The organism is uncultured Victivallis sp. (assembly GCF_944391105.1).
Lineage (GTDB): Bacteria > Verrucomicrobiota > Lentisphaeria > Victivallales > Victivallaceae > Victivallis.
Genome location: NZ_CALXSK010000004.1, coordinates 78,003 through 102,929, shown reverse-complemented (window position 1 = coordinate 102,929; position 24,927 = coordinate 78,003). Strand labels below are relative to the sequence as shown.

Here is a 24,927-nt window from a genome sequence, read left to right as displayed (position 1 = left end):
CAAAACATGTTCAGATTCTGGGATCTGGTTGCAATCATTCTGTTTCTGGCCGGGATGGCCGGGATGGGACTGTGGTTCGTCCGCAGAAACACCAGCACGGAAGCCTACTTTCTCGGAAACCGTTCGTTCCCGGGGTGGGCGATCGGAATATCCATGCTCGGGACGTCGATCAGCTCGGTCACATTCCTCGCGATTCCGGCGGCGGCCTACGTACTCGACTACCGGCAGGCGGTGACGAATCTCGCGCTGCCGCTGGTGGCGGGGATCGCGCTGATCTTCTTCATCCCGCTCTTCCGGCAGGGGGCGATGACCAGCGCGTTCGAATATCTGGAAAAGCGGTACGGAGTCGTAATCCGCTCCTATGCGGCTCTGAGCTTTCTGGTGCTGCAACTTGTGCGTCTCGCGATGATCCTCTACCTGGTATCGATTCCGATCGAGGGGATGCTCGGGATTCCGATCCTGTGGATCATCCTGGTCGGCGGAACAGTGGTCAGCATCTACACCATCTTCGGCGGAATCGAGGCGGTGGTCTGGACCGATGTCGTGCAGACCTTTATCCTGCTCGGCGGTGGAATCCTCTGTCTCGCACTCATGGTGTGGGATCTGCCTGGCGGGCTCGGACAGGTGATCGACATCGGCATCGAATACGACAAATTCAGCCTCGGCCCCCTGCGCGGAGGCTTCAACGAACGCACCTTTTTCGTCGTATTGCTGCTCGGGATGGTCAACTTCACGAATGAATACGCGGGCAATCAGAACGTGGTACAGCGCTACATCGCCTCAAAATCGCTGCGCGAAGCACGCAAGGCGACGCTGATCTGCATGTTCATGAGCGTACCGACCTGGATGAGCTTCTTTTTCCTCGGCAGCTGCATGTTCGCGTTCTACCATGTATTTCCGGATCCGGCGGTTGCGGCGATGGCGCCGGACGAGGTGCTGCCGCACTTCATTCTGACCCGTACGCCGCCCTTCATCGGCGGGACGATCATCGCGGCCTGCCTCGCAGCGGCGATGTCTTCGCAATCGAGTTCGATCAACGCGATTTCGACGATCTGCACGGTGGATTTCGTCAAACGGTTCGGTCGGAAACGCAGCGACCGCGAGTACCTGTTCATCGCCAAATTCATCGCCGGAATCGCCAGCGCCCTCATGATCGGCGGCGCAGTCGCAATCTGCTACATCCCGAAGGAAAGCGTGAACGATTTCGGGCTGATCATCGGCTCCCTGTTCGGCGGCGGAGTGCTGAGCATCTTCCTGCTCGGATTCTTCACCACGCGCGTCGGCAACCGGGCAATGCTCATCGGAACAGCGGTTGCGCTGACCTGCAACGTCTATCTGATGCTGAACTCATTTCACTGGCTTCCGGATCGATTCTCCCTGCCGATTCACTCGTACTGGGCGACGATCGTGGTGAATGCGGTTTCACTGGCGGTGGCGCTCGGCGCAAGCCTGTTTCTGCGCAATCGCCGGAATCTGGATCGACTGACCGTCTGGACGCTGCCGCCGGGCAGCTTTGGATTCGGCGGAAAACGGAAAAACTCGCCTCCGGCCTCCTCCTGATATCACTTCCGGGGATGAATGACCGACTCCACCCGTCACCACGGTATCTCACCCCGGAGCATTCAGAAGTTTCAACGTTGCGCATGCCTTCGGATTGCGCGCCCTCTTCCGGCGGATCTGCAGCTCGACTCATGCAGGGGACTTGATCCTGCCATGGTGTATGTTCCCGATCCGCAAATGGTGGTGCGGGATGGGGTTTCCCGCAATTTCGGCATAAAAAACGCCAGGCGGAGTAAACGCCCGGCTTGCAGAATCAAAACTGGAGCCAATGATCGGAATCGAACCGATGACCTATTCATTACGAGTGAATTGCTCTACCGACTGAGCTACATTGGCCTGTCGTCTCAATAAAATAACCCTGTTTCTGAAAAAATCAACCTCACTAGAAGGTTTTTTTTTCCATTTTTTCGGTTCGGTCAATGATCCTTGACCGAACAGACCGGATTATGAAAAGCCCCATAAAAAAACCGGCCGGGAAGGCCGGTTTCCGAACACCATTTCAATCGCTTAACGAGCGTAGTATTCGATGACGCTCATGATCTTCACGCTGACCGGAATCTCTTCCAGCTGCGGCGCGCGGGTCAGAGTCGCCTTGAGGTTCTCAAGATCAACTTCCATGTACGGAGGAATCGTCGCATTCCCCTTCTTCGCAATCTCGGCAATCGCCGGAGACTTGGCCGCGTCGATGGAAATCGTCTGCCCTTCCTTGAGCTGATAGCTGGAGCGGTCAACCCGCTTGCCGTCGACAAGGATGTGCCCGTGGTTCACGAACTGCTTCGCCGCAAAAATCGACGGTGCAAAACCGGCACGGTACACCATCGCATCAAGACGCTGCTCGAGGCTGCGGAACAGCTTTTCATGAGCCTGACCCATACCGGCTTTCGCCTTCGCGTAAGCAATCTGCAGCTGCTTTTCGCTGATCGCGTAGTAGTTCTTGAGTTTCTGCTTCTCCATGAGCAGTTCGCCGTAGGTGGAGAGCTTCACCCGGCGGCCCTTGCCGTGCGGACCGGCCGCATACGGACGCTTCACGCTCGGGCAGGTCGCATCTCCCCAGATGCACTGTCCCACGCGACGACAGAATTTGTGTTTCGCTCGACTTGCGGTTGGCATAACCAATCCCTTTCGTTGTGCCCGGCAACCTTGCCGGAACGTTTTTAATAACGCGGAATCCGGGTGTCAAGCCTGCAATATGAAATTGGGGCCCGGAATCCGATCGGTACAGAAAACTTAAAATATCACAGATTCCCCTCTTCGTCAAGCGCTTTCGACCGGATTTTTCACGAAAAGTCGCAAAAACATCCGCCGAAGGCGACTTCAAAACGGCTACGCCGAAGGCAACACGCGTTTGATTTTCTCCCGCAGGACGGCTTTCCGCGCTTCGGGCAGAAACGACGCCTCGACACCGTTCAACGCGAGCTGCCGCAACTCCGCGCCGCTCAGATCAAGTGCGCGATGAACCGCGGCCCAGTTGTCACTGGCGTAACCGAGAAAATAGGCCGGATCATCCGAATTGACCGTGACGCACACCCCCCGGGAGAGCATCCGTTTCAAGGGATGTCCGGACAGCTCGTTCACGACGTTGAGCCGGAGGTTTGAAATCGGACACATCGTCAAGGGGATCCGTCTCTCCGCCAGAAGCCGCACGAGCTCCGGATCCTGAATCGCCGCGTTTCCGTGATCGATCCGGTCGATCCCGAGCGCAACCGCTTCGCGCACGTATGCGGCGGGGCCCTCCTCCCCCGCGTGAACACAGGTGCGGAATCCCCGTTCGCGGCAGGCGTCGAAATAGCGCTGAAAACGCGACGGCGGATTGCCGTTCTCCGCGCCGCCCATGCCGAATGCGACGATCCGGTCATACCAGGGGGCGAGCTCGTCGAGCGCACGCAGCGCCTCCTCCACGGGACGGGTTCGCATGACGGTCCCCATGTAGAATGACGAAATCCGGTCGCGCATCTCATCCATCGCGCAGAAAATCGCGCGCATGATCGCCGCAAGCGGCGTCGACTCCCGGCAGAAAAGCTGCGGATTGAAGTAGAATTCCGTATGGACGACCCCGTCGGCGGCCGCCCGTTCAAGGTAGGCGCGCGCAAGATCGTAAAAATCCTGTTCCGTCACCAGGACTTCACACCCTTTGTAGTAGATCGCAAGAAATCCGGCCAGATCCCGGAAACGGCAGGCTTCCCGCAGCATCGCGGGACTCTTCCACGGCAGCGGAATGTGATTGCGCCCGGCGAGGCGGAACAGCATCTCCGGCTCAAGCGTGCCCTCGAGGTGGACATGCAGATCGGTTTTCGGCAGTTTTACAAAATCAAAGCAGGATTCCGGCCCCATACGTTCCCTCCATTTTCCGTTTAATATACTCCGGTCGCAACTCAGCTTCAACCGATCCATCCACGGAAAAGGGCGGAATTCGATCCCGACGCTTGCAATCACCGGGCGGGGAGGTATAGTAATCCGGACAACAGAAAACAGATCCGGGGGATTCGTCCACCCGGCAGCAGGAGAAACTCGAATGAAAACGATCGATCTCGGAAAAAGCGGACTGGCGGCTTCCGCCGTCGCCCTCGGGTGCATGCGGATTGCGGAGCTTCCCGAAGACAAACTTGAAACATTGGTCTTTACCGCACTTGAAGCGGGAATCAACTTCTTCGACCACGCCGACATCTACGGCGGCGGCAATTGCGAATCCCGGTTCGGGGAAATGCTTGCGAAGCATCCCGGACTGCGGGAGAATCTTCTGATCCAGAGCAAATGCGGCATCCGGAAAGGATTTTTCGACTTCTCGAAAGAGCATATCCTCGCATCGGTGGACGGCAGTTTGAAACGGCTGCAGACCGATCATCTCGATCTGCTTCTTCTTCACCGCCCCGACACGCTGATGGAACCGGAGGAGGTCGCACAGGCATTCGAAACCCTGCATGCTTCGGGCAAAGTCCGTTTTTTCGGTGTGAGCAATGAAAATCCGGCGCAGATGGAACTGCTTCAGAAATTCGTCTCGCAGAAATTGATCGTCAATCAGCTTCAGTTCGGACCGGCGCACACTTCGCTCGTCGACTGCGGGCTCAACGTGAACATCAATACGCCGGCAGGGACGATGTTCGACGGCAGCGTACTCGAATATTGCCGACTCCGGGAGATCACGATCCAGACCTGGTCGCCGTTTCTGTTCGGCTTTTTCGAGGGGAACTTTCTGGTGGATGAGCGCTACACGGAGCTGAACCGGACGCTCGGCAGAATCGGGGAGCGGCACGGAATCTCCCGCGAAGCGGCCGCCGTCGCGTGGATTGCGCGTCATCCGGCCCGAATCCAGACCATCATCGGGACAACCCGTCCGGATCGCGTCGCGGATTACAGCCGGGGCGCCGACGTGGTGCTCTCGCGCGAGGAGTGGTACGAGATCTACCGTTCCGCCGGCAACCGCCTGCCGTAAAAAAAATTCCGTTTTATCAACCATCACAAGAGCCCCAGCAACAGGGGCTCTGGTTTCTCCTCGCGATTATGCGCGGAAAATTCCTTTGACTTTGCGGAAGAGAGAACGGATCCCGGAATTGACGTATGCGCCGAAGAGATACTTTCTCTGCTGTTCGTCACTGAATTTCGTGCAGAAACAGCAATACAGAACGGCAAAATACCCGGTGAATCCGAAATAGAAAATGGAGTACAACAGCAGCTCCGGAGCATTCAGGATCACGCTGCGAATCCAGACGATGAGGCCGAACACCGCGGCGGTCGAAAAGCATAGAAGCCATATCCAGGTGAAATCCAGAAACGGGATGATCTTTCCCGCGGGGAAGCCGTTCCGCTGCAAAGTTTCGGCCAGTGTTTTTCTGGAAAAGACGAACAGTCCCAGAAAATATACGCCTGTGTTCCCCGCCAGCACAACCAAAGCGACAAAAGCCGGAAACACCAGATTCAGCCAGTGCGCGGAACCCTCCCCGCCGCCGGGCGTCACAATGCCGCGCGCGAGAATCTCTTCCGGAAACCTCAGACCGCTCACAACGCCCTGCAGAACGAAAACCAGCAGAATCACCAGTTTCACAATCATTATCTTTCTCACGTTTCTGCTCCCAGTTAAGATTGCCGCGGTCTCTTGTGCACGGATCGGGAGTTACCATACTCCGCCGTCCCGGAATTGCAAACGGGAAAGGGAAGATCTGCCCGGAACCTCTTTCGCGAGCAAAAAAAATGGAGGCGTGGACCGGAATCGAACCGGTCTAAGCGATTTTGCAGACCGCTGCCTAACCTCTTGGCTACCACGCCTCGTGACGAGGGTATACTATAACTGAACTTTCCGAAAAAGCAAATCCGTTTTTCAATTTTTTTCAAAATAATGAGGATTTCTCCTTCTCCCCCGCTCGATTTGTCCGGGGAGAAGGAGATGTTTCCGAATTACTGGAGCGGGACAACCGCCTCCGCCGACTCCGGCGTCGCCACGACGTTCACACTTTCACTCAAAACCGAGAAGTCCGCGAAGAACGCATAGATCAGCACCACCAGCACCAGAAGCGCGATTCCGCACGGAACCACATACTTCCAGGGATGCAGATCCACTTCGCCGGAATCCACGTGCACCCACGGCGTCGGACGCGGAAACGCATACGCGAAAAACAGCATGATCGCCACAAGCAGCACAAACACCACCCCGAAGAAGTGCCACTGGCCGCTGAACACCCGCGTCACCTGATCCGGGAACGCCAAAACTCCAAGCGCAATGATGACCACTCCGCCCACCAGCGCGATCTTCGCCGCAATCGCCGGAGTCCGTTTGCTCAGCAACCCCACGATCACCACCGCGCAGATCGGAATGTTGTAGATGCCGTTCATCGTCTGAAGATAGGTGAAGATGCTGTCCTGCCCCGCCAGCAGCGGCGCGACCACCATCGAGATCACCGCGATCAGACAGCCGAAGTATTTGCCCGAACGCACGACTTCGATCTCCGAAGCCTGCGGCTTCCACAGCCGCTTGTAGATTCCGAGACTGAACAGCGTGCAGGTGCTGTTCAGCGCCGAATTGTAACTTGAGAGAATCGCCCCGACCAGCACCGCGGCGAAGAATCCCGTCAGCCACCACGGCAGCACCTCGCGGACCAGCGTTCCATACGCGAGAACCGATTTCACATCCTGTCCGCGCTGCACCACGAACACGTAATAGGCAATGATTCCAGGGAGCACCAGGTAGATCGGCCCGAGCAGCTTCAGAAGTCCGGTCAGCAGCACCCCTTTCTGCCCCTCGGAGAGGTTGCTCGCCGCAAGTGTCCGCTGGATGATCTGCTGATTCGTGCACCAGTAGAAGATGTTGATGATGAGAACGCCGGTGAAGATGTTCCAGAAGGGGACCGGGTCACTGGGTCCGCCGATGGAGTTCAGACGATCCGGAATTTCCGTCGAAAGCGTCTTGAGGCCGCCGAGGAATCCCGCGTCACCGCCGATCAGCTTGAGCCCGAGGAACGTGATGAGGAATCCGCCGACCAGCAGCCCGATCCCGTTGAGCATATCCGAAAAAGCCGTCGACCGCAATCCGCCCAGCAGCGCGTAACCCGAGCCGATGAGACCGATCACCCAGACCGAAAGCCACAGCAGCGTCGTCTCATTCTGAATCCCCGTCAGCTCCGGCAGATTCAGAATACTCGCCATCCCCTGCGCACCCGTGTAGAGAATGATCGGCAGCAGAATCGTCATGTAGGCGATGAGGAAGATCAGATTGCAGATGATCTGCGTCGTACTGTCGAACCGGATTTCAAGCAGCTGCGGCACCGTCGCGATTCCGCTCTTTAAAAAGCGCGGCAGGAAAAAGAGCGCCATCGCCACAAGCGCGACGACCGCAACCACCTCCCACACCATGACCGAGAGCCCCGCCGTAAACGCATCGCCGTTCAACCCCACCATCTGTTCGGTCGAGAGGTTCGTCAGCAGCAGAGATCCAGCGATCACGGGAAACGTCAGAGAACGCCCGGCCAGAAAGTAGCCTTTCTGAGTTTTGAGATCCTCCCCGCGGGTCGCCAGCCAGGTCAGAACGGCGACCAGGCCGGTGAAGAAAACAAATGAAATCAATGTGAACCAGATAGCCTGCATAAAACCATCCTTTCCTGACTGCGGGCGGCCGGACGTCCACGAAATCCGCGGTGTAACGTCCGGCTTCCCCTGATTAAGCTTCGCTGCTGTTTTGCAAAGCAGGGGTGTTGCACGGCTGTATCGGGCAACCGGCAGCCTTGTTCCCATACTTGTGCCGTGTGGTGGAATATATCATGAATTTCCAATAATTTCAATCGCCGTTTTGAGGAAAACTTCGGAAAACCTGCGGCCGGGAACACTCTTTCCACGCCTCGTCCGCAGGGAAGCGGATTCCGGTCAGACGGCGCGCTTCGTCCATCACTTCGAGTTCAAGCAGAGAAGCGCGATTGTGCGGGTTTTCCCCGTTCCCCTCCCGGATCAGCCGGCACCATTCGCGGAGTTCGTAAACCATGTTGTTGCTCGACTTGTCGGCGCGGGAGTAGACGCACTCGCTCGTGCCGTCGTTGCGGATGATCGTCACCTCGTGCGGATTGGCGATCTCGCGGATGATCATGCTGCCCGCCTCCCCCTGGATCTGGCTCGGAACCCGGCTGTTCGTGATCTTCGAGTAGAGCAGTTCGGATTGCATGCCGCACTTCCAGCTCCCGAGGATCGTCCCGGCGCCGTCCACGCCGTTGTCGAGAAACACCGCGTCGGCGACAATGCGGTCCGGCCGCCCGAAGAGTTTCACGAGCGGATGCACGCAGTAGACCCCGATATCCATGAGCGAGCCGTTGGAAAGCGCCGGATTGAACGCATTCTCGACGATCCCGGCCTTGAACTTGTCGTAGCGGGAGGAGTACTGGCAATACTGGAAACTCGCGCGCCGGATCTTCCCGAGTTTATGGAGATTCTCCTCGATCGCGCGGAAGCCGGGGTCGAAGACCGAACGCATCGCTTCGAGCAGAATCACCCGGTTCTCCGCCGCAATCTCCAGCAGCCGCGCCAGTTCGTGCCGGTTCGAGGTAATCGTCTTTTCGCACAGAACATGCTTGCCGTGCGCAAGCATCCGCGCGGCCTGCTCGAAGTGCATACAGTTCGGACTCGCGATGTAGACCGCGTCGACGCCGGGATCGTCCGCAAGCGCGTCGAGATCCGTGTGAATCGCCTCCGCCCCGTGACGGGAGGCGAACTCCCGCGCTTTTTCCGCACTCCTCGAATAGACCGCCGCGTAGTGCAGTTTCGGGCAGCTCCGGGCGGCTTCCAGCATCCAGCCGGTCACGAAATTCGTGCCGATCGTCGCAAAACGTATCATGAAAGAATCCTCTCCTTATGATCGGTTGTTTCCGTTAAAGATATTCCCGTTTCCTGAGAAAGTCAACTTGACGCGGCCGGACCGGAGCTGTATTTTAAATGCGACGCCGACGCGAACGAACGCCGGGCGCTTATCTGCAATCAGAACCGGATGGAACAGGATTCCTTGTCATGTCGACGTTTTTCATGCGGGACCGCCGCTTTTACCTCGTTTTCTTCTCGATGACCGCGACGATCGCGCTGCAGAGTGCGATCGTTTTCGCGGTGAACCTCGCCGATGCGATCATGTTGTCGCGCTACTCGGAGACCGCGCTTTCCGGAGTGGCGCTGCTCAACCAGGTGCAGTTCCTGCTGCAGATGCTGGTCTTCGGCGTGGCGGAGGGGGCGCTCATTTTCTCCTCCCGCAGCTGGGGTGAGGGGAAGATCGAGCCGATTCGCGAAGTCACGAACATCGCACTCCGGATCGGGATCGGCCTCGCGCTGCTGCTCTCGCTGCTGGTTCTGCTGATTCCGGAAACAATCCTCGGACTGCTCACTTCCGACCGGGCAATCATCGCCGAGGGGACGAAATATGCGCGGATCATCGGATTCTCCTACCCGGTCTTCGCGATTTCGCAGATTTTGATGATCATGCTCCGGAGCGTGGAGACGGTCCGGATCAGCTTCTACCTCTCGATCGTCACTTTCGTAACGAATGTGACGCTGAACTATCTGCTGATCTTCGGCAACGGCGGCTTCCCGGAGCTCGGCTGCGCGGGAGCCGCAATCGCAACATTGTGCGCCCGACTGCTCGAACTCGGCCTGATCGCGGCTTACGTTCGTCTCATCGACCGCAAGGTGGAGCTGCGGCTGCCCCACGTCCTGTGCAAACTGAATCGCCGGATGCTGCGCGATTATATCCGGGTCGGCTCCCCGGTTTTCGTCTCCGGCGCATTCTGGGGGATCGCCATGGCGATCCAGACCGGAATCCTCGGCCACATGGGCAGCAGCGCAATCGCGGCGAATTCGGTGGCGACCACAGTGTTTCAGATCATCACAGTCTTCGTCATGGCTTCCGCCAGCGCCGCCGCGGTCATGACGGGGAAGAACATCGGCGAGGGGAGACTCGACCTCGTCAAACCTTATACGCGAACGTTTCAGCTGCTTTTTCTGCTGATCGGCAGCTGCAGCGGAGCGGCGCTCTTTCTGCTCAAGGATCCGATTTTGCTGCTGTTCTCGGAACTCTCGCCTGAATCGGCCCGGCTCTCGCTCGATTTCATGACGGTGCTTTCGGTCACTACGGTCGGAACCGCCTACCAGATGCCCGCACTCGTCGGAATCGTCCGCGCGGGAGGAGAGACCGATTTCGTTCTCAAAAACGACCTGATTTTCATGTGGCTGATCGTGCTGCCGTCGTCGGCACTGGCGGCATTCGTCTTTCACTGCTCGCCGCTGATCGTCTTCGTCTGCCTGAAATCGGATCAGGTGCTGAAGTGCGCGGTCGCAGCGGTCAAGCTGAACCGCTACACCTGGATTCGAAAAATCTCCAGCACTCCGTAGCCGGCGTTCAGAACAGGTCCCTCAAACCGCCGCCGAACACCTGATCGGAAATTTTGTCCGACCGTTCGCGGTTCTCGCGCCGAATCGATTCCACTTCGCTCTCGGCGGGATTCCGTCGTTTCGAGGCGGCCTCGGTGCCCTCCAGCACGGCCCGCTCCGCGGGCGTGAGAGAACCGCTGACATAAAGCGTATCCTCTTTCTCTGAACCAGAGAAAAGCGCGGGGAAGACACCGTCGTCCGCGCCGGAACGCATCCGTTCCACGCGGCGCTGCTTCGCACGCTCGCGCTTCTGCTGCGTAACGGCGGGATCCTCGTCGAACATCGCCCGGAACGCCGAACAGCCGCCGCACAACATCGCCGCGAGCGCCAACAACAGAAACTTTCTCATACCTCTTCTCTCACCTCCGGAAAAAGAAAAAGCGCCGTTGCTGACGCGGCGCTTTTTCGCGATACACGGAATTACTTCAGGATTCCGCTGATTCCAAGCCACCCCTGGATCACCGGGGAGAACTTGATGATGACCGGCGCAAAGACGATGCAGACCATGCTCATGAGCTTGATGAGAATGTTCAGAGCCGGACCGCTCGTATCCTTGCACGGATCGCCGACGGTATCGCCGATGACGGCCGCGCCGTGGGTCGGGTTCTTGCTGCCGTCGGGCAGCTTCTTGCCGCCGTAAGCGCCGTTTTCGATGTACTTCTTGGCATTGTCCCAGGCGCCGCCGGCGTTGTTCAACATCGTCGCGAGGACGAATCCGGTCGCAAGCCCGCCCGCGAGCAGCCCCATCACGCCAGGAATGCCGAGCACAAGCCCGGTCACCACCGGAATCGCGATCGCGAGCAGCGAGGGAAGAACCATCTCACGCTGCGCACCGGCGGTGGAGATCGCCACGCACTTCGCGTAGTCCGGAGTCGCCTTGCCTTCCATGATGCCGGGGATCTCCCGGAACTGACGGCGCACCTCCTCGACCATCGAACCCGCCGCGCGGCCGACCGCCTTCATCGTCATCGCGCAGAAGAGGAACGCGACCATGCCGCCGATGAAGAGCCCGCCGATCAGCAGCGGATTCATGATCGTGAGCTGATACTTGTCGACGAAGCTCAGAAGCGACATCTTGCTCGCCTCCGCCACGTCGATTCCCGTTCCGAAACCGGAATCGAACTTGCCGATCCAGATCTTCGCCTCTTCGATGAAGCTCGCGAGCAGCGCGAGCGCGGTCAGCGCGGCCGACCCGATCGCGAATCCCTTGCCGGTCGCGGCGGTCGTATTGCCGAGCGAATCGAGCGCGTCGGTGCGCTGGCGGACTTCCGGCGGAAGTCCGGACATTTCGGCGTTGCCGCCGGCGTTGTCCGCGATCGGCCCATAAGCGTCGGTCGCCAGCGTGATTCCGAGGGTCGAGAGCATGCCGACCGCCGCGAAACCGACACCGTAAAGTCCCTGCGCAAACGCGCCGGGCTCATCCGCAAAGCCGCCCGCAAAGCCGAAGGCGCAGAGAATTCCGAGTACGATCGTCACAACCGGAAGCCCGGCCGAATACATGCCGGTCGCCAGACCGTCGATGATCGTGGTTGCCGGTCCCATCTGCGCCTGGAATGCGATGCCGCGGGTCGGTTTGTACTCCGCACTCGTGTAGTATTCGGTCGCCTGTCCGATGATGACGCCCGCGACGAGACCGGAAACCACCGCGCCGAAGACGCCCCAGGTGATGAAGCCGAGGAAGATCAGGAACAGCAGCGCGATCAGCACGAAGATCGAACTGCCGAGCGTTCCGGTCAGCAGACTGCGCAGCAGCTGCCGCTGCGAAGCCCCCTCCTTGCAGCGCACGAGACCGATGCCGAGAATCGAGAGGATCGTACCGAATCCCGCGACGATCATCGGGGAGAGAACCAGCTTCGTCGCCTGTTCCGCATCGAAACTCACGCTCTGGGCGGCGACGGCCGCGCCGAGCGCCGCAGTCGCGAGGATCGAGCCGCAGTAGGATTCATAGAGGTCCGCGCCCATGCCCGCAACATCGCCGACGTTGTCGCCGACGTTGTCCGCGATGGTGGCCGGATTGCGCGGGTCATCCTCGGGGATGCCGGCTTCGACTTTGCCGACGAGGTCCGCCCCGACGTCGGCCGCCTTCGTGTAGATGCCGCCGCCGACACGGGCAAAGAGCGCCTGGGTCGACGCGCCCATGCCGAAGGTCAGCATGGTCGTCGTGATGTGGACGAGTTTTTCAGACTGGGTGCACCCCTGCGCAACGAGATCAAGACCGAAGAGCGAGAAGCCGTTCGCCATGTGGGCGGAGGTGTAGACGAGTTTGTCGAGAATCAGATACCAGAGACAGATGTCGATCAGGCCGAATCCGACCACGACCATGCCCATGACCGCGCCCGAACGGAACGCGACCTGAAGTCCGCGGTTCAGCCCTTCACTCGCGGCCTGTGCCGTGCGGTTCGAGGCGCGGGTCGCGGTCTTCATGCCGATGTAGCCGCAGAGTCCCGAGAAGAAACCGCCGGTCAGGAACGCCACCGGCACGAACGGATTCTGGATTCCGAAGATCGCCAGAATCCCGAAAATGATGAAAAGAATGATGAAAACAATGCCGACCACCTTGTACTGCCGCCAGAGATAGGCCATCGCGCCCTGGCGGACATAGCCGGCGATCTCCTTCATCCGGTCGCTCCCCTCGTCGGCAGCGATCATCTTCTTGTAAAAGATACGCGCCATCAGAATTGCGAGGATCGCCGCGAACGGTGCCGACCACCAGATTGAGGGCATTCCCCACGTCATCGAGACCGCCTCCTCCCCGGCGGGAGGAATCTCCCCGGCTGCGACGGCGGTGATCGCTCCCAGAGCCAGGAGCAGACACGAGAGTGACATTTTTTTCATCCGAACCACCTTTTGTTATGTGTTGCCGCCGGACCGGAACCGGACCGGCGCTCCGAAACTTTCCACATTTCCACACGGAGAAATGGAGGAAAATCATCCGGTTTTTCCGTTTTCCGAAAAAACCATACTCGAACTAAAATAGTTTCATTTTTTCGAATTGCAAGATAAGAGGAATGGTGTTACATTAATTTTATGGCAAAATAATCCCAAAAAAACGATGGAGCGACAATCTCAAATGAGCGAAGAAAATCTGAACAACACGGCCGCACCGGCGGAAGCCGCCGGTTCCGAGCAGGAGATGAATAGTTTAATGCAGCAGCGTGTGGCGAAGGTGAAAGAGCTCCGGGAAGCCGGAATTGATCCCTTCGGCCATGCGTTTCCCGGCGCGCAGTCGGTCCAGAGTGTGCGCGAAAAAGCCGCCCCGGCCGAAGGCGGCGAATTCGGTCCGGAAGTGACCGTCGCCGGACGGCTCATGGCCAAACGCGGCATGGGCAAATCGATCTTCGCGGACATCAAGGACAGCACGGGCCGAATCCAGCTCTTCGTCGGCAAGAGCGAGATCGGAGACGAGGCGTTCGCCCTCTTCCGCAAACTCGACATCGGCGACATCATCGGCGTGCACGGACCGACCTTCGTGACCCGAATGGGAGAACTCACGATCCGCGTGAAGGAGTGCACACTGCTTTCGAAGTCGCTGCGGCCGCTGCCGGAGAAGTACCACGGGCTGCAGGACGTCGAGCAGCGCTACCGTCAGCGTTACCTCGACCTCATCATGAACGACGAGAGTTTCCGGGTGCTGAAACTGCGCAGCCGGATCCTCGCGGAGATCCGCAACTTCATGAACAGCCGCGGTTTCATGGAGGTCGAGACTCCGATGCTCCAGCCGATCGCGGGCGGCGCCTCGGCCAATCCGTTCAAGACCTACTACGAGGCGCTCTCTTCGGATATGTACATGCGCATCGCGCCGGAACTCTACCTCAAGCGGCTGCTGGTCGGCGGCTTCGAGAAGGTCTATGAGCTGAACCGCAACTTCCGCAACGAAGGCATGGATCGCCGCCACAATCCGGAGTTCACGATGATGGAGGTCTACCAGGCCTACGGCGACTGCCGCACGATGATGGAGCTCATCGAGTCTCTCGTCACGACCGTCGCGATGAAGACGGTCGGCACGCTGAAGATCGACCACGGCAACGGCAAGGTGATCGATCTCACGCTGCCGTGGCGACGCGCGACCTACAACGAACTCTGCGAGGAGAAGGGCGGCGCCGACTGGTTCAAGATCACGCCGGAAGAGCGCGTCGCACGCGGCCGCGAAATGGGCCTCGACATTCCGGACGGCATGTCCGACCTCGAAGTGACGAACGAACTTTACGAGAAGATGGTCGAGCCGACGCTGATCCAGCCGACCTTCGTCTGCCGGCTGCCGGTCGAACTCCTGCCGCTCGCGAAAGGGTGTCCGGACGATCCGAACTACGTCGATGTTTTCGAGCTCGGGATCAACGGCGTCGAAGTCGCCCCCGCTTACAGCGAACTGAACGACCCGATTCTTCAGCGCAAGCGGTTCATGGAGCAGTTCGAAAAGAACAAGCAGCCGGGTGACAAGCTCTCGGACAAGGTCGACGAGGATTTCCTCACCGCGCTCGAGTACGGCATGCCTCCGGCGGGCGGCATGGGGATCGGCATCGACCGTCTGGTCATGATCCTGACCGGCGCCGAGACGATCCGCGACGTGCTGCTCTTCCCGCAGATGCGGCTCAAGAAGCAGCAGTAACCGGGGGAATCCGCGGTGAAGATTCTCTTTTTCTCGGATGTACACGGTTCGCCCGACAGCGTCGAACAGCTCATGCGCAGAATCGACGCACATGCGCCTGACCACTTTGTGCTGCTCGGAGACGTGCTCTATCACGGCCCCCGCAACCCGCTGCGGCCGGACTACGCGCCGCCGCGGGTCGTCGAACAACTGAACCGGCTCAAAAGACGGATCACGGCCGTGCGCGGCAACTGCGACAGCGAAGTCGACCAGATGCTGCTGGAATTTCCGATTCTCTCGGAATACGCGACGCTGCTCGAAGGGGGACGCCGCTTCTTCCTCACGCACGGCCACCATTGGAATCCAGGGAACCCGCCGCCATTGGAAGCGGGTTCCGTCCTCGTCTGCGGACACACGCACATTCCGGAATTGAAAACGCTCGAAAACGGGATCATCTCGTTCAACCCCGGCTCGACCTCGCTGCCGAAGGGAGGATTTGAGCCGAGTTACGGCTTCTATGCGGACGGGAAATTGCAGGTGCTCTCCCTCGAAACCGGGGAAGAGATGTTCGCCATGCAGCTGTGATCCGGACCGGACCGCGAAAGCGGCGGGAAAACGGAGACTGCTCCGTTGCATTTGCGGGAATGCGCGCTATATTAGTTTGCGATAACCACTGGAAACGCAAAAGGATGGCAGGGGGATGAAATTGCTCTTGATGCGCCTGATCGCACCGGTTGCGGCGTTGCTCGTCGCCGCCGGGTGCGCCTCCGGGCCGGAACCGCCGCCGGCGGAAGCGCCGTGGACACCGAGCGAACTGGTTTTTGAGCTGTCGGGGCGTGACCCGATCGAAGGCTTCAACCGTTCGATGTTCGCGGTGACGGATTTCGGAATGAACTACGTGGTTGATCCGCTCGGGCGGGTCTACACGTCGATCCTGCCGCGTCCGGCGATTGAGAAGTTCAACAACCTCTGCGTGAACCTCGAATTTCCGACGCGAGCCTTCAGTACGCTGCTCCGCGCCGAGTTCAAGGGCTCCTGGGACGAGCTCTGCCGTTTTCTCATCAACACGACGATCGGGATCGCCGGGCTCTTCGATCCGGCGGCGGCCTGGTTCGACATTTATTCGACCGAGTCGGATTTCGGCCAGACCTTCGCGGCGTGGGGGATCGGCCCGGGCTGCACACTCATTCTGCCGTTCATGTCGACGTTGAACGTGCGGGACGGCATCGCGAGCATCTTCGACATGGCGTTCGACATCAAGACCTACATCCCCTATGCCGGATATGCGACGGCGCTGAACCGCATGGTCGTGGCGCATCGCGTCTACGAGAAAACCGTCCGGGGCAGCCAGGACAAATACCGCACCTTCCACGAGATGGCGCTGCTGCGCCGCCACCTGCTCCAGAAGATGTTCTTCTACCATGCGCAGAACGCCGCGGCCGAAGCGCGCGCGGCCGGAGTTGAACCGGAGCTGCCGCCCGATGTCCCGCCGCCGATCAAGCCGAAGGAGTACACCGCGCTGTGGCGGACGATCCCCGGTTACCGGCCGCAGAGTCCGGTGCTCGACTCCATGCGCGTGGCAATGTTCCAGCCGCAGAACAACGACGACCCGTGGTATTTCCGACTCTCCGTGTTCAACGGCGACTTCGAGAAGAAGTGTGACAAACGGGAGATCCGCCTCGCCGGCGAGGAGGCTCCGGAGCTCGAATACGGGTTCTGGGAGGCGGAGCCTCCCGGGAAAGAATCGAAGGGGGAAGAACCACTGGAAAAGAGTCCGCTTCTGGCCGATCTTGACGGACGCCGTCCGGACAAACTTCTGATTCTGCTGCCGGGCATCGGCGGCAACTACTTCGGCGGGACGGCTCTCGCGCTCGCGGAACTTTTTCACCGCAACGGCTGGGCGGTCGCGGCGCTCGACAGCACCTTCACCTGGCAGTTCTGCGAGGCGACCGGCGGGAGGCTGCCGGGTTTTCTGCCGCGCGACGGGCAGAATGTCCACCGCGCGATCGAACTCGTGCTCAATGACCTGAAGGAGGCGGAGCTCTTCGATCCGGCGTCGACGCGGATTGCGCTCATGGGTTACTCGTTCGGCGCGATGCACACGCTGAAGGTCGCACAACTTGAAGCGCGTTCCGGCAACCGGCTCGGAATCGACCGTTTTGTCGCGATCAATCCTCCGGTGGATCTGCATTACGCGATGAAACAGGCTGACAAACTTGCCGGAACCGGTTCCGACTGGGACGCGGCGAAAGCGACCGAAACCGTGCTTGCGATCGCAGGGAAGGCGATGGGGGCGATGTCGCAATCCTATCCGCCTTACGATCCGGAGAATCCCGGGGAGAAACCGGTCAACTACGGCGTTCCGATCTCGCAGGAGGAGGCCGATTACATCGCGGCGCTGTATTTCAAGATGTCGATGCGGGGCGTGCTGCTTTCCGTGCATCGCGACCGGGGAATTCCGGCGCTTTCGACGCCGTACAGCTGGAGCGGGCGTGCCGCGCTCTACCGCGAGGTCGACCGGTTCGGATTTGAGGATTATGCGGAGAAGATCATCGCGCCGGAACTTGCTCCGCTGACCCTCGAAGATCTTTATGCGGCATCAACACTGCGGGACTTCGCACCCGATCTCGAACGGAATCCGCGAATCCGGGTGGTGCACAATTACGACGATTTTCTGCTTTCCGAGGACGACCGGGAGTTCCTCGACCGGACGTTCGGCAGCCGGCTGACCTGGTTCGATCACGGCGGCCATCTCGGGAATCTCTACGTAACAACCGTTCAGGAGACGCTGCTTGAAATGGCGGAACTCCCGGAACCCATCAGCGAAAAGGGACAAAAATGAAGAATCGCATTTCCCTCACAGCGGCTCTGCTGCTTCTCATCTGCGGCTGCGCGCCGACCATCACCGTGAACGACGTGACTTACGAGGCACTCACGCAGGAGGAGGAGGCGCATCTGGTCACAGCCGCCCGCGCGATGCTCGTCAAACCGGGAAAAATGGTTTCGAAGGAGGAGATCCGGCTCGTCCAGCAAACCGAACCCAAACTCGAAATCACCTACACGGACGACCGCTCAGGAACCGCGGAAGTGAGCTGGCAGGCGCCGGAAAAGATCATCACGGTCTTTTTTGAGGGAGAATTCATGAGTCCGACCGTTTCCGTCTCCGTCTCGACGGAGAAACGGCAGCCGGAAATCCTGAAATTCACAGCACCGACTCCATGAATTCCGTTTTCAGAACAGGGGTTGCCGCACTTGGGGTTGTCTGCCTGCTGGGGACAACCGGCTGTTCCGGTTTTGTCCGCGCAAAATCCATTCAGCCGTCCGTCGAAGAAGCCGTCACGGGAGTGAGTGATAAGGGGAGTTCCGAAGCGGAAGAGCATTCCGGTTTCGGCCTTCGCGATGCGCTCGAAGTGTCGCTCACGGAGCTGCTCGAACTCGAAACGGTCGACTCCCTGCGTCGGATCGCAGCGGAACATGTGCACAATACCATGCTGCTGCGGCTGCCCGGGATCCAGGCGGAATACCGCTCCTCCACGCCGCCTTCCCCGGAGAATGCCCTCGACCTGCTCGACGGAGCGATCGCGTACAATCATGTTCTGTCTGCGCCGCCCGGTTCGGAACTCTCCGACGAGCGACGACCGCGGATCCGTCAGTTGCTGCAGTGTTCAGGAGCGGGGAATTGGGCCAGACTCGCCGCGGTTCGGGAAAAGATCGATCTTTCCGGAGGAGTCGGCACTCCGGAACTGCGCCAGCAGGAGGCGGAACTGCTGCTGGAACTCCGGATTGCAACCGGATTCGACAACGAAATGCTGCTCTCATTCGACCGCTCCACCCTGCCGATGCCGCGGAAACTCGATACGCCGCTCGTGGAATTGCAGCGCAAAGCGGTCATGACACGCAGCGAAAGCGCCCCCCTGGCGATTCCGGCGGAGTTTCCCGCGCAAGTCCGGCGCCTTTACGGGGACGATCCCGCCGCTGTGCCGATGCTGGCGGAGGCGCTCTACCGGCTTCCGCGCAAGCTGGCCGCGCTTCAGCTCGCTTCTCCGAACCGGGATCTCCGGGACCTGGCCGCGCTCGGTTCCGCCGCCGGAATCGTGTGCGAAGTCGAACTCTGTTACAATCAGCTCCGGAAAGCGTGGAACGCCTGTGAGGCGGCGCGTCTCCGGGCGGACAGCAGCGTGGAATCCCGATCCGCCCTCATCGAAGCGGTGCTGCAATGGCGTCTGGCTCACTTCCGGCTGCTCGCTGCGACCGGCGAAGAGCCGGAAACTGTTCCGGCCGGTGCAAAATCCCGCCCCGTCACACCGGAAGCGGAAAGCGAACTGTTGAAACTGCTTGCGGAAAAATGAGGAAAAATCTCTCTTTTTCCCCGCAATCATTGGGAAATTGAAAATCGCGGGCTATATTATACAGTGTCTGCCGTTCAGCACAACGGATTACAGAGGAGGTTTCGTCATGTTTTTTACCGGCTTCATCACCCACTCGCTGTTTCTGTTCGGTGTCGCGGTACTGATTGTGATTCTGGTGTTGCTCTTCCGCAAAGGCGGCGAAACGGCCGAACCGGTCGCAACGCTCCACCCGCATACCCCGGCTCCGGATAAAAAGGATGAAACGCCGGCGACGGAGGAAACTCCCGGGGAAGAAGATTTCGAAACCTTGGCCGAAGAAGTTGACGAAGAGATCGCCGCCGATCCCGCAATCCAGGAATACCCCTTCTCGAAGCTGGAGCATCTTTCGATCGCCGGGGCGTGGCAGCTGCATCTGCAGTGCCGCGCCGCAGAAAACAGCTGTCGCATCGCCATCGCTCCGGAGTTCGCGCGCTTTGTGAAGGTTGAAAAACCCCGCAACGGCATGCTGATCCGCTACACCGGCAAAAAAACTCCCGTCGAAGCCATGACGATCGAAATCTCCACCACCGGCATGCCTGCGCAGTTCAAGTCGATCGGCAAAAGCCGCTCCTGGATCGACGCGGCCGAAGGGGAGAAATTCGTCTGCAAAATCACCGACGGCGGGAAATTCGAGATGCCCGGCGCAAAATTTCGGGAACTGGTCGTGAAACTGACCGGCGACAGCCGCGCAGAGTGCGGCGGAGAGTTCGATTCCGCCGAGATGGAGGTCTCCGACCGGAGCAACGCCAAGTTGCGCGGCACCATCGGTTCTCTTGCGGCGCGCCTCTCCGGCGGCTCCAAAGGAGAAGCCGTTCAGGTCAAAAATGCCGAAATCGCCGTCTCAGGCGCCTCCAAGCTCAAACTCGAAGTGACCGACAAGCTCGAAGGCGACCTCTCCGGAGGCTCGTCCCTCAAGTACCGGGGAGAAATCGACACTTCCGGGATCCGCATCTCCGGCAGCTCCCGACTCAAAAACTGGAACTGAATTTCATCAGGCTTCAAAACTGTTGCGTTTTTTTTCAAATAACTAAAATGATTTAACCATCATAATTCACAAGTGAGGAAAGGGAAGAAGATGGACTGGAAGGCGACAATCGACCGGTACGAGAACGAATTGACGCAAGATGTGATTCCATTCTGGCAGAAGAACTGTGTGGACGAGCAGTTCGGCGGTTACTTCACGATGCTGGACAGGGACGGCTCTGTCTACGATACGACGAAATACATGTGGATGCAGTGGCGGATCGTCTACATGTTTGCGGAGCTCTACCGCAGCCGGTTCGGAGCCGGCAACGAGGAGTATCTGAAGATCGCGCGCGACGGCTTCGACTTCCTCTACAAACATGGACGCACGGAAGACGGGAGCTACTACTTCGCGTTGAACCGGCAGGGGGTGCCGTCGATGGCGCAGTACAGCATCTTTTCGGACTGCTTCGCGGCGATGGGAGCGGCGGCGCTCTTTGCCGCGACGGGGGAGGAGCGCTACCGTGCCGAGGCGCGGTCGGCGATGCGGAGCTACATCCGGCGGCTCGACAATCCGAAGGGACGGTGGAACAAGCTGCTTGAGGGGACGCCGAAACGGCTGAGCCTCGGTTCGTACATGATCCTCGCAAATCTCGGCTGCGTGATGAAGGAGTGTCTCGGCAGCGATGAATTCGACGGGGAGACCGATCGCGCTGTGCGTACGGTGATGAAACTCTTCCACAATCCCGAACTCAAAGTGCTCTTCGAGAACGTGAATCCGGACGGAACGTTCGACCTCGAAAGCTGCGAGGGGCGGTTTGTGAATCCGGGTCACGGACTCGAATCGATGTGGTTCGTGCTCCAGTATGCCGAGCGAATCAACGACAAGGAGCTGATCCGTCAGGCGTGCGATTACGTCGATGAGCTGTTCCACTTCGGAACCGATCCGGTCTACGGCGGCATCTTCTACTTCATGGATGCGCTCGGGAAACCGCACCTGGAGCTTCAGCACGACATGAAGCTCTGGTGGCCGCACAATGAGGCGATCATCGCGGCGCTTTTCGCCTACAAGCTCAGCGGGGAAGAACGTTTCCTCGAACATTTCAAGACGATCGACCAGTGGGCGTGGAGCCATTTCCCCGATCCGGAATACGGCGAGTGGTTCGCCTACCTCGACCGGCGCGGAGAACCGAACAACATGCTCAAGGGCGGCAAATGGAAAACCTTCTTCCATCTGCCGCGCTGCCTCATGAAGTCCTCGACCCTGATGCGGGAAATCGCCGGGATCAATTGACCATCCCGATTCCCGTGACCTCGGCGGGACCGCCCTTCATCGTGCAGTTCACGTGGGTGGTGCCCGCCGGAATCGGGTAGGTTTCGGAAAATGTCTGCCACTCCGCACCAGGCGCGGCTTTCAGTTTCCGGACGGAGAGAAATTTCTGACGCTGCATGAAGTTGACCGTCAGCTCAAGTTCACCTTCAGTGCGGGAGCGTGCGTCGAAGCGGATCTGCAACTTCCCGGTTCCCGGTCGACGAGGGAGATAACGCATCGGAAGCGGGTGATCGGCCGTCACGATGATCACTCCTTCGGGACGCTGCCCATCTCCCGTCCGTAACGACAAGATACCCGGAGCCAACCCCGATCGGGCAGGTGTCCGGGGCGTGGGCGTGGATTCGGCTTCTGCGTCGGAAAGTTTTCCGGGCGGAGCAAGTTCGATCAGCGCGGCAGCTCCCGGCGGCAGCGGCACGCCGAAACTCAACCCCGAATCGGAAACCGCATAATTGCCGCGGTCGATCACGACACGCGATGATTCGTCCGTCAGGAGCCGTTTCTGCCGCATATCGACCCGCTCCGAATCGAAGAAACGGCCGGCGTCTGGAATGTTCAGCTCTGCAAAACTGCGTTCGGAACCGGCATTCCAAACGAGAATCTGCAGTTGCCGTGTGACGGAATCGGCAAATGCAAGCGTATTGAGGGTCCCGGCCTGTTCAGATTCGACCCGTTTTCCCGTGAGGGAATCGGTCAGCAGTGAAATCGGCTCAGTCGCCGGCGTTTTCGCCTGGAGAAGCGCCCCTTTCAGCCGCTCGAGCTCCGCGGCCGGAGTGCCGACGGCGGGACTCGAAACGAGCTTCCGGAACGCGGCGGCATCCCCCGGAGCCGGCGTGAGCGCCGATACGTGCAGCTCCTCCGCAAAGAGCGGCAGAGCTGCGGCAAAAGCCGGAACAAGAGAGAACAACAGCCTGCGCATCATTGTGAATTCTCCTATTTGGTGTGCAGCTTGATTCTCGGGTCAGCAGCCAGATAGAGCATGTCGGAAATGAAAATTCCCCCGAGCGTCAACATCCCCGTGAATGCGAAAAGCGCCATCTGAAGCGGATAGTCCCGGCTGGAAAGTGCCAGCAGCGAGAGCGTACCCATTCCCGGAATGTTGAAGATGTATTCCACCAGCAGACTGCCCGCCACGAGCGACGGCAGCAGTCCCCCGAACAGCGTGATGAGCGTAATGAGGCCGTTCCGGAACGCATGACGCCAGATCACCGCCGTCTCGGAGACCCCTTTGGCGCGGGCCGTGCGGATGTAGTCCGAATGGATCACTTCAAGCATGCCGTTGCGTGCGTAGCGCGAGAGTCCCGCGAAGTTCCCGTAGGTCAGGCAGAGCACCGGCAGCATGTAATGGCGCAGAATCTCCCACTGCAAAGCCCAGGTGGAAAGCGAATCCTCGTTGGCAGGCGTCAGGCCTTTGAGCGGGAAAATCGGCCAGCGCCCTCCTTCGCACAACGTCGTCTGAAGCAGCAGCGCGACCCACATCACCGGCAGAGAGTAGAGAAGGAAAAGCCCGAACGCCGACCCGCGGTCGAACCATCCCCCCGCCCGCACCGCAGCATAGACCCCGAGCGGTATCGCGCACAAATAGGTAATGACGATCGCCCAGAAATTCAGCGACAGCGTCACGGGCAGCCGTTCGAGAATCATCTCCGTCACGGGTTTCCCGGGGTCGACCGAGGCGGAAGTTCCGAAATCCCCGTGCAGAACCACCTCCCGGAGCCAGAGCCCGAAACCGACGAGAATCGGTTTGTCGAGGTTGAGTTTTTCGCGCAGCGCGGTGTTTTGCTGAAGCGCCCCCTTCGAAGCGTCGAGCGTTCCGGCGGAAGAGTCGCTGCCGAACATGCTGCTGCGGGTCGGGTCTCCGGGCGCGAGCCGCAACAGAACGTAGCTCACCAGCAGAATCGCCAGCAGCGTGAAGCAGCCCAGAATCAGCCGCTTGATGATGTACTCAACCACAGCACACCCCCTTTCGCCGCTCGGAAGGCAGCTTCACCTTCGAAAGCAGACACGCCCCGAGCAGGAACGGAATTGCCAGCAGCGCGATGCCGACCTCGCTCGAGGAGAAAAGCCAACCGGCAAGCCCGACCAGCAGCGGCCCGAGAATCGTCGTAAACTTGCCGAAGATGTTGTAGAATCCGAAAAATTCCGCCGACTGCCCGTTCGGAATCAGTCGAGTGAAGAACGAACGGCTCAGAGACTGGATTCCCCCCTGTGACGTTCCGATCAGAAACGCCGCGACGAGGAAGATTCCGCGCTTCACCCCGGGAGAATCACACAGCGGAATCAGCCCGACCAGCAGCGCGATCGCAACGTAAACCCCGATCGCCGTGTAGAGCATCCGCCGCGCGCCGAATTTCCGCGCGAGCACCCCGTAGAGAATCGTGAACGGGAATGCGAGAAACTGCAGTGCCAGAATCGTCAGCAGCAGCCAGTTCGCCGGAATCCCGATGTCCACGCTGATCGGCGTCGCCATCAAAAGAATCGTCCCGACCCCGTCGATGTAGAGGAAATAGGCCACAAGAAAGAGCGCCGCGTCGCGGTGTTTCCCGATTTCGCGCCCGGTTCGCCAGAGTTTGCGCAAGCCGTCGAGCGCGCCGATCTTCCGGGAGCCGGGCCGTCGCCGTTCGTGCACGAGACGGAACATCGGAACGGCGAGAGCAATCCACCAGACGGCGGCCATGATGAATGCGAACCGGAACGCGATGCCGGGCGAATCCTTCAGCAGCAGCGAGACCCCGAGGCAGACGAGGAACGGAATCACTCCGCCGATGTATCCCCACGCGTACGCGAGCGACGAGAGCTTGTCACTCGCGCCGCGCGGCGCAATGTCCGGCAGAAGCGCATCGTAGAAGGAGTTGCTCGCCATGTATGCGACAAGCGCCGTGAAGTAGAAGATCAACATCGGCGTTGCGTCGCCGCGCCCGGTCAGGCAGAGTGCGAGCGTCGCGACAATGCCGAGAAAGAGAAAGAAAAAGAGATAGCGCTTCCGACCGGAATTCGCATCCGCGACACTCCCGAGCCACGGGGCGATCACCCCTGCGGCGAGCCCGGCACCGGCGCTGACATATCCCCAGATGCTCGTTGCGAGCGTCTCGTTCATCCCCTCGGCCGAGAAGCCTTTGAAGAACAGCGGAGCGTAAACCGTGCGCACAATCAGCGCGAAGGCCGCGTTGGCCATGTCGTAGCAGATCCAGCTGAGCTGTGCGCGGGTCAGGTGCATC

Annotated in this window: 20 protein-coding genes and 2 tRNA genes; 10 read left to right on the top strand and 12 right to left on the bottom strand. The window is 59.6% G+C overall.

Annotated features, from left to right (window positions below; genetic code table 11):
• Nucleotides 1-6 precede the first annotated feature (6 nt).
• Nucleotides 7-1,560, top strand: coding sequence for a sodium/solute symporter (locus Q0K10_RS02885; protein ID WP_294502911.1), 1,554 nt, complete (start codon nucleotides 7-9; stop codon nucleotides 1,558-1,560).
• A gap of 260 nt (nucleotides 1,561-1,820) precedes the next feature.
• Here the strand turns inward: Q0K10_RS02885 and Q0K10_RS02880 are convergent.
• The 3 genes from Q0K10_RS02880 to add form a co-directional block, all read right to left on the bottom strand.
• A tRNA-Thr gene (locus Q0K10_RS02880) sits at nucleotides 1,821-1,896 on the bottom strand.
• A 171-nt stretch (nucleotides 1,897-2,067) separates the two neighbouring features.
• Entirely contained in the window at nucleotides 2,068-2,670 is a 603-nt protein-coding gene (gene rpsD, locus Q0K10_RS02875) for a 30S ribosomal protein S4 (RefSeq protein ID WP_294502909.1), read from the bottom strand.
• A gap of 213 nt (nucleotides 2,671-2,883) precedes the next feature.
• Nucleotides 2,884-3,891: an adenosine deaminase gene (gene add / locus Q0K10_RS02870; RefSeq protein WP_294502906.1), complete on the bottom strand. Its 1,008-nt coding sequence runs from the start codon at nucleotides 3,889-3,891 to the stop codon at nucleotides 2,884-2,886.
• A gap of 181 nt (nucleotides 3,892-4,072) precedes the next feature.
• Here add and Q0K10_RS02865 point away from each other — a divergent pair, with 181 nt between their 5' ends.
• Nucleotides 4,073-4,990 (top strand): aldo/keto reductase family oxidoreductase, encoded by a 918-nt coding sequence (locus tag Q0K10_RS02865; RefSeq protein ID WP_294502904.1) that lies wholly within the window; start codon nucleotides 4,073-4,075, stop codon nucleotides 4,988-4,990.
• Nucleotides 4,991-5,056: 66 nt separating this feature from the next.
• Here Q0K10_RS02865 and Q0K10_RS02860 read toward each other — a convergent pair whose 3' ends face one another.
• The 4 genes from Q0K10_RS02860 to Q0K10_RS02845 form a co-directional block, all read right to left on the bottom strand.
• The gene (locus Q0K10_RS02860) at nucleotides 5,057-5,617 is read right to left on the bottom strand and encodes a hypothetical protein (protein WP_294502903.1); all 561 of its coding nucleotides are present in this window, start codon (nucleotides 5,615-5,617) and stop codon (nucleotides 5,057-5,059) included.
• 129 nt (nucleotides 5,618-5,746) lie between these two features.
• Nucleotides 5,747-5,820 (bottom strand) — tRNA-Cys (locus tag Q0K10_RS02855).
• Between the two features lie 129 nt (nucleotides 5,821-5,949).
• On the bottom strand, nucleotides 5,950-7,632 hold the full coding sequence (locus tag Q0K10_RS02850) for a solute:sodium symporter family transporter (RefSeq protein WP_294502901.1): 1,683 nt from the start codon (nucleotides 7,630-7,632) through the stop codon (nucleotides 5,950-5,952).
• 190 nt (nucleotides 7,633-7,822) lie between these two features.
• Complete coding sequence (locus Q0K10_RS02845; protein WP_294502899.1) at nucleotides 7,823-8,866, bottom strand: Gfo/Idh/MocA family oxidoreductase; 1,044 nt, start codon at nucleotides 8,864-8,866, stop codon at nucleotides 7,823-7,825.
• A 170-nt stretch (nucleotides 8,867-9,036) separates the two neighbouring features.
• Here Q0K10_RS02845 and Q0K10_RS02840 point away from each other — a divergent pair, with 170 nt between their 5' ends.
• Nucleotides 9,037-10,404 carry an MATE family efflux transporter gene (locus Q0K10_RS02840; protein ID WP_294502897.1) on the top strand — a complete coding sequence of 456 codons (1,368 nt, stop codon included), beginning with the start codon at nucleotides 9,037-9,039 and terminating at the stop codon, nucleotides 10,402-10,404.
• Nucleotides 10,405-10,411: 7 nt separating this feature from the next.
• On the opposite strand, the gene Q0K10_RS02835 is transcribed toward Q0K10_RS02840, so the two are convergent.
• Nucleotides 10,412-10,792 (bottom strand): hypothetical protein, encoded by a 381-nt coding sequence (locus Q0K10_RS02835; protein WP_294502895.1) that lies wholly within the window; start codon nucleotides 10,790-10,792, stop codon nucleotides 10,412-10,414.
• A gap of 71 nt (nucleotides 10,793-10,863) precedes the next feature.
• Complete coding sequence (locus Q0K10_RS02830; RefSeq protein ID WP_366942938.1) at nucleotides 10,864-13,167, bottom strand: sodium-translocating pyrophosphatase; 2,304 nt, start codon at nucleotides 13,165-13,167, stop codon at nucleotides 10,864-10,866.
• Between the two features lie 346 nt (nucleotides 13,168-13,513).
• Between Q0K10_RS02830 and lysS the strand changes: the two genes are divergently transcribed.
• The 7 genes from lysS to Q0K10_RS02795 all read left to right on the top strand — a co-directional run bounded on the left by lysS (nucleotide 13,514) and on the right by Q0K10_RS02795 (nucleotide 21,673).
• On the top strand, nucleotides 13,514-15,049 hold the full coding sequence (lysS, locus tag Q0K10_RS02825; RefSeq protein WP_294502893.1) for a lysine--tRNA ligase: 1,536 nt from the start codon (nucleotides 13,514-13,516) through the stop codon (nucleotides 15,047-15,049).
• A 15-nt stretch (nucleotides 15,050-15,064) separates the two neighbouring features.
• Nucleotides 15,065-15,613, top strand: coding sequence for a phosphodiesterase (yfcE, locus tag Q0K10_RS02820; RefSeq protein ID WP_294502892.1), 549 nt, complete (start codon nucleotides 15,065-15,067; stop codon nucleotides 15,611-15,613).
• 115 nt (nucleotides 15,614-15,728) lie between these two features.
• Entirely contained in the window at nucleotides 15,729-17,870 is a 2,142-nt protein-coding gene (locus Q0K10_RS02815) for an MlaA family lipoprotein (protein ID WP_294502890.1), read from the top strand.
• The gene (locus Q0K10_RS02810; RefSeq protein ID WP_294502889.1) at nucleotides 17,867-18,250 is read left to right on the top strand and encodes a hypothetical protein; all 384 of its coding nucleotides are present in this window, start codon (nucleotides 17,867-17,869) and stop codon (nucleotides 18,248-18,250) included. Before Q0K10_RS02815 ends, Q0K10_RS02810 begins: the two co-directional genes overlap by 4 nt.
• Nucleotides 18,247-19,377 carry a hypothetical protein gene (locus tag Q0K10_RS02805; protein ID WP_294502888.1) on the top strand — a complete coding sequence of 377 codons (1,131 nt, stop codon included), beginning with the start codon at nucleotides 18,247-18,249 and terminating at the stop codon, nucleotides 19,375-19,377. Before Q0K10_RS02810 ends, Q0K10_RS02805 begins: the two co-directional genes overlap by 4 nt.
• Nucleotides 19,378-19,483: 106 nt before the next feature.
• Complete coding sequence (locus Q0K10_RS02800) at nucleotides 19,484-20,401, top strand: DUF2807 domain-containing protein (protein WP_294502886.1); 918 nt, start codon at nucleotides 19,484-19,486, stop codon at nucleotides 20,399-20,401.
• A 90-nt stretch (nucleotides 20,402-20,491) separates the two neighbouring features.
• Complete coding sequence (locus Q0K10_RS02795; RefSeq protein WP_294502885.1) at nucleotides 20,492-21,673, top strand: AGE family epimerase/isomerase; 1,182 nt, start codon at nucleotides 20,492-20,494, stop codon at nucleotides 21,671-21,673.
• On the opposite strand, the gene Q0K10_RS02790 is transcribed toward Q0K10_RS02795, so the two are convergent.
• From Q0K10_RS02790 to Q0K10_RS02780, 3 genes are read right to left on the bottom strand one after another with little or no spacing between them, the layout of a single operon-like run.
• Complete coding sequence (locus Q0K10_RS02790) at nucleotides 21,666-22,631, bottom strand: hypothetical protein (RefSeq protein WP_294502884.1); 966 nt, start codon at nucleotides 22,629-22,631, stop codon at nucleotides 21,666-21,668. The genes Q0K10_RS02795 and Q0K10_RS02790 overlap by 8 nt on opposite strands.
• 11 nt (nucleotides 22,632-22,642) lie before the next feature.
• Complete coding sequence (locus Q0K10_RS02785) at nucleotides 22,643-23,662, bottom strand: ABC transporter permease (protein WP_294502883.1); 1,020 nt, start codon at nucleotides 23,660-23,662, stop codon at nucleotides 22,643-22,645.
• Nucleotides 23,655-24,926 (bottom strand): MFS transporter, encoded by a 1,272-nt coding sequence (locus tag Q0K10_RS02780; protein WP_294502882.1) that lies wholly within the window; start codon nucleotides 24,924-24,926, stop codon nucleotides 23,655-23,657. Before Q0K10_RS02780 ends, Q0K10_RS02785 begins: the two co-directional genes overlap by 8 nt.
• Between the last annotated feature and the right edge of the window lies 1 nt (nucleotide 24,927).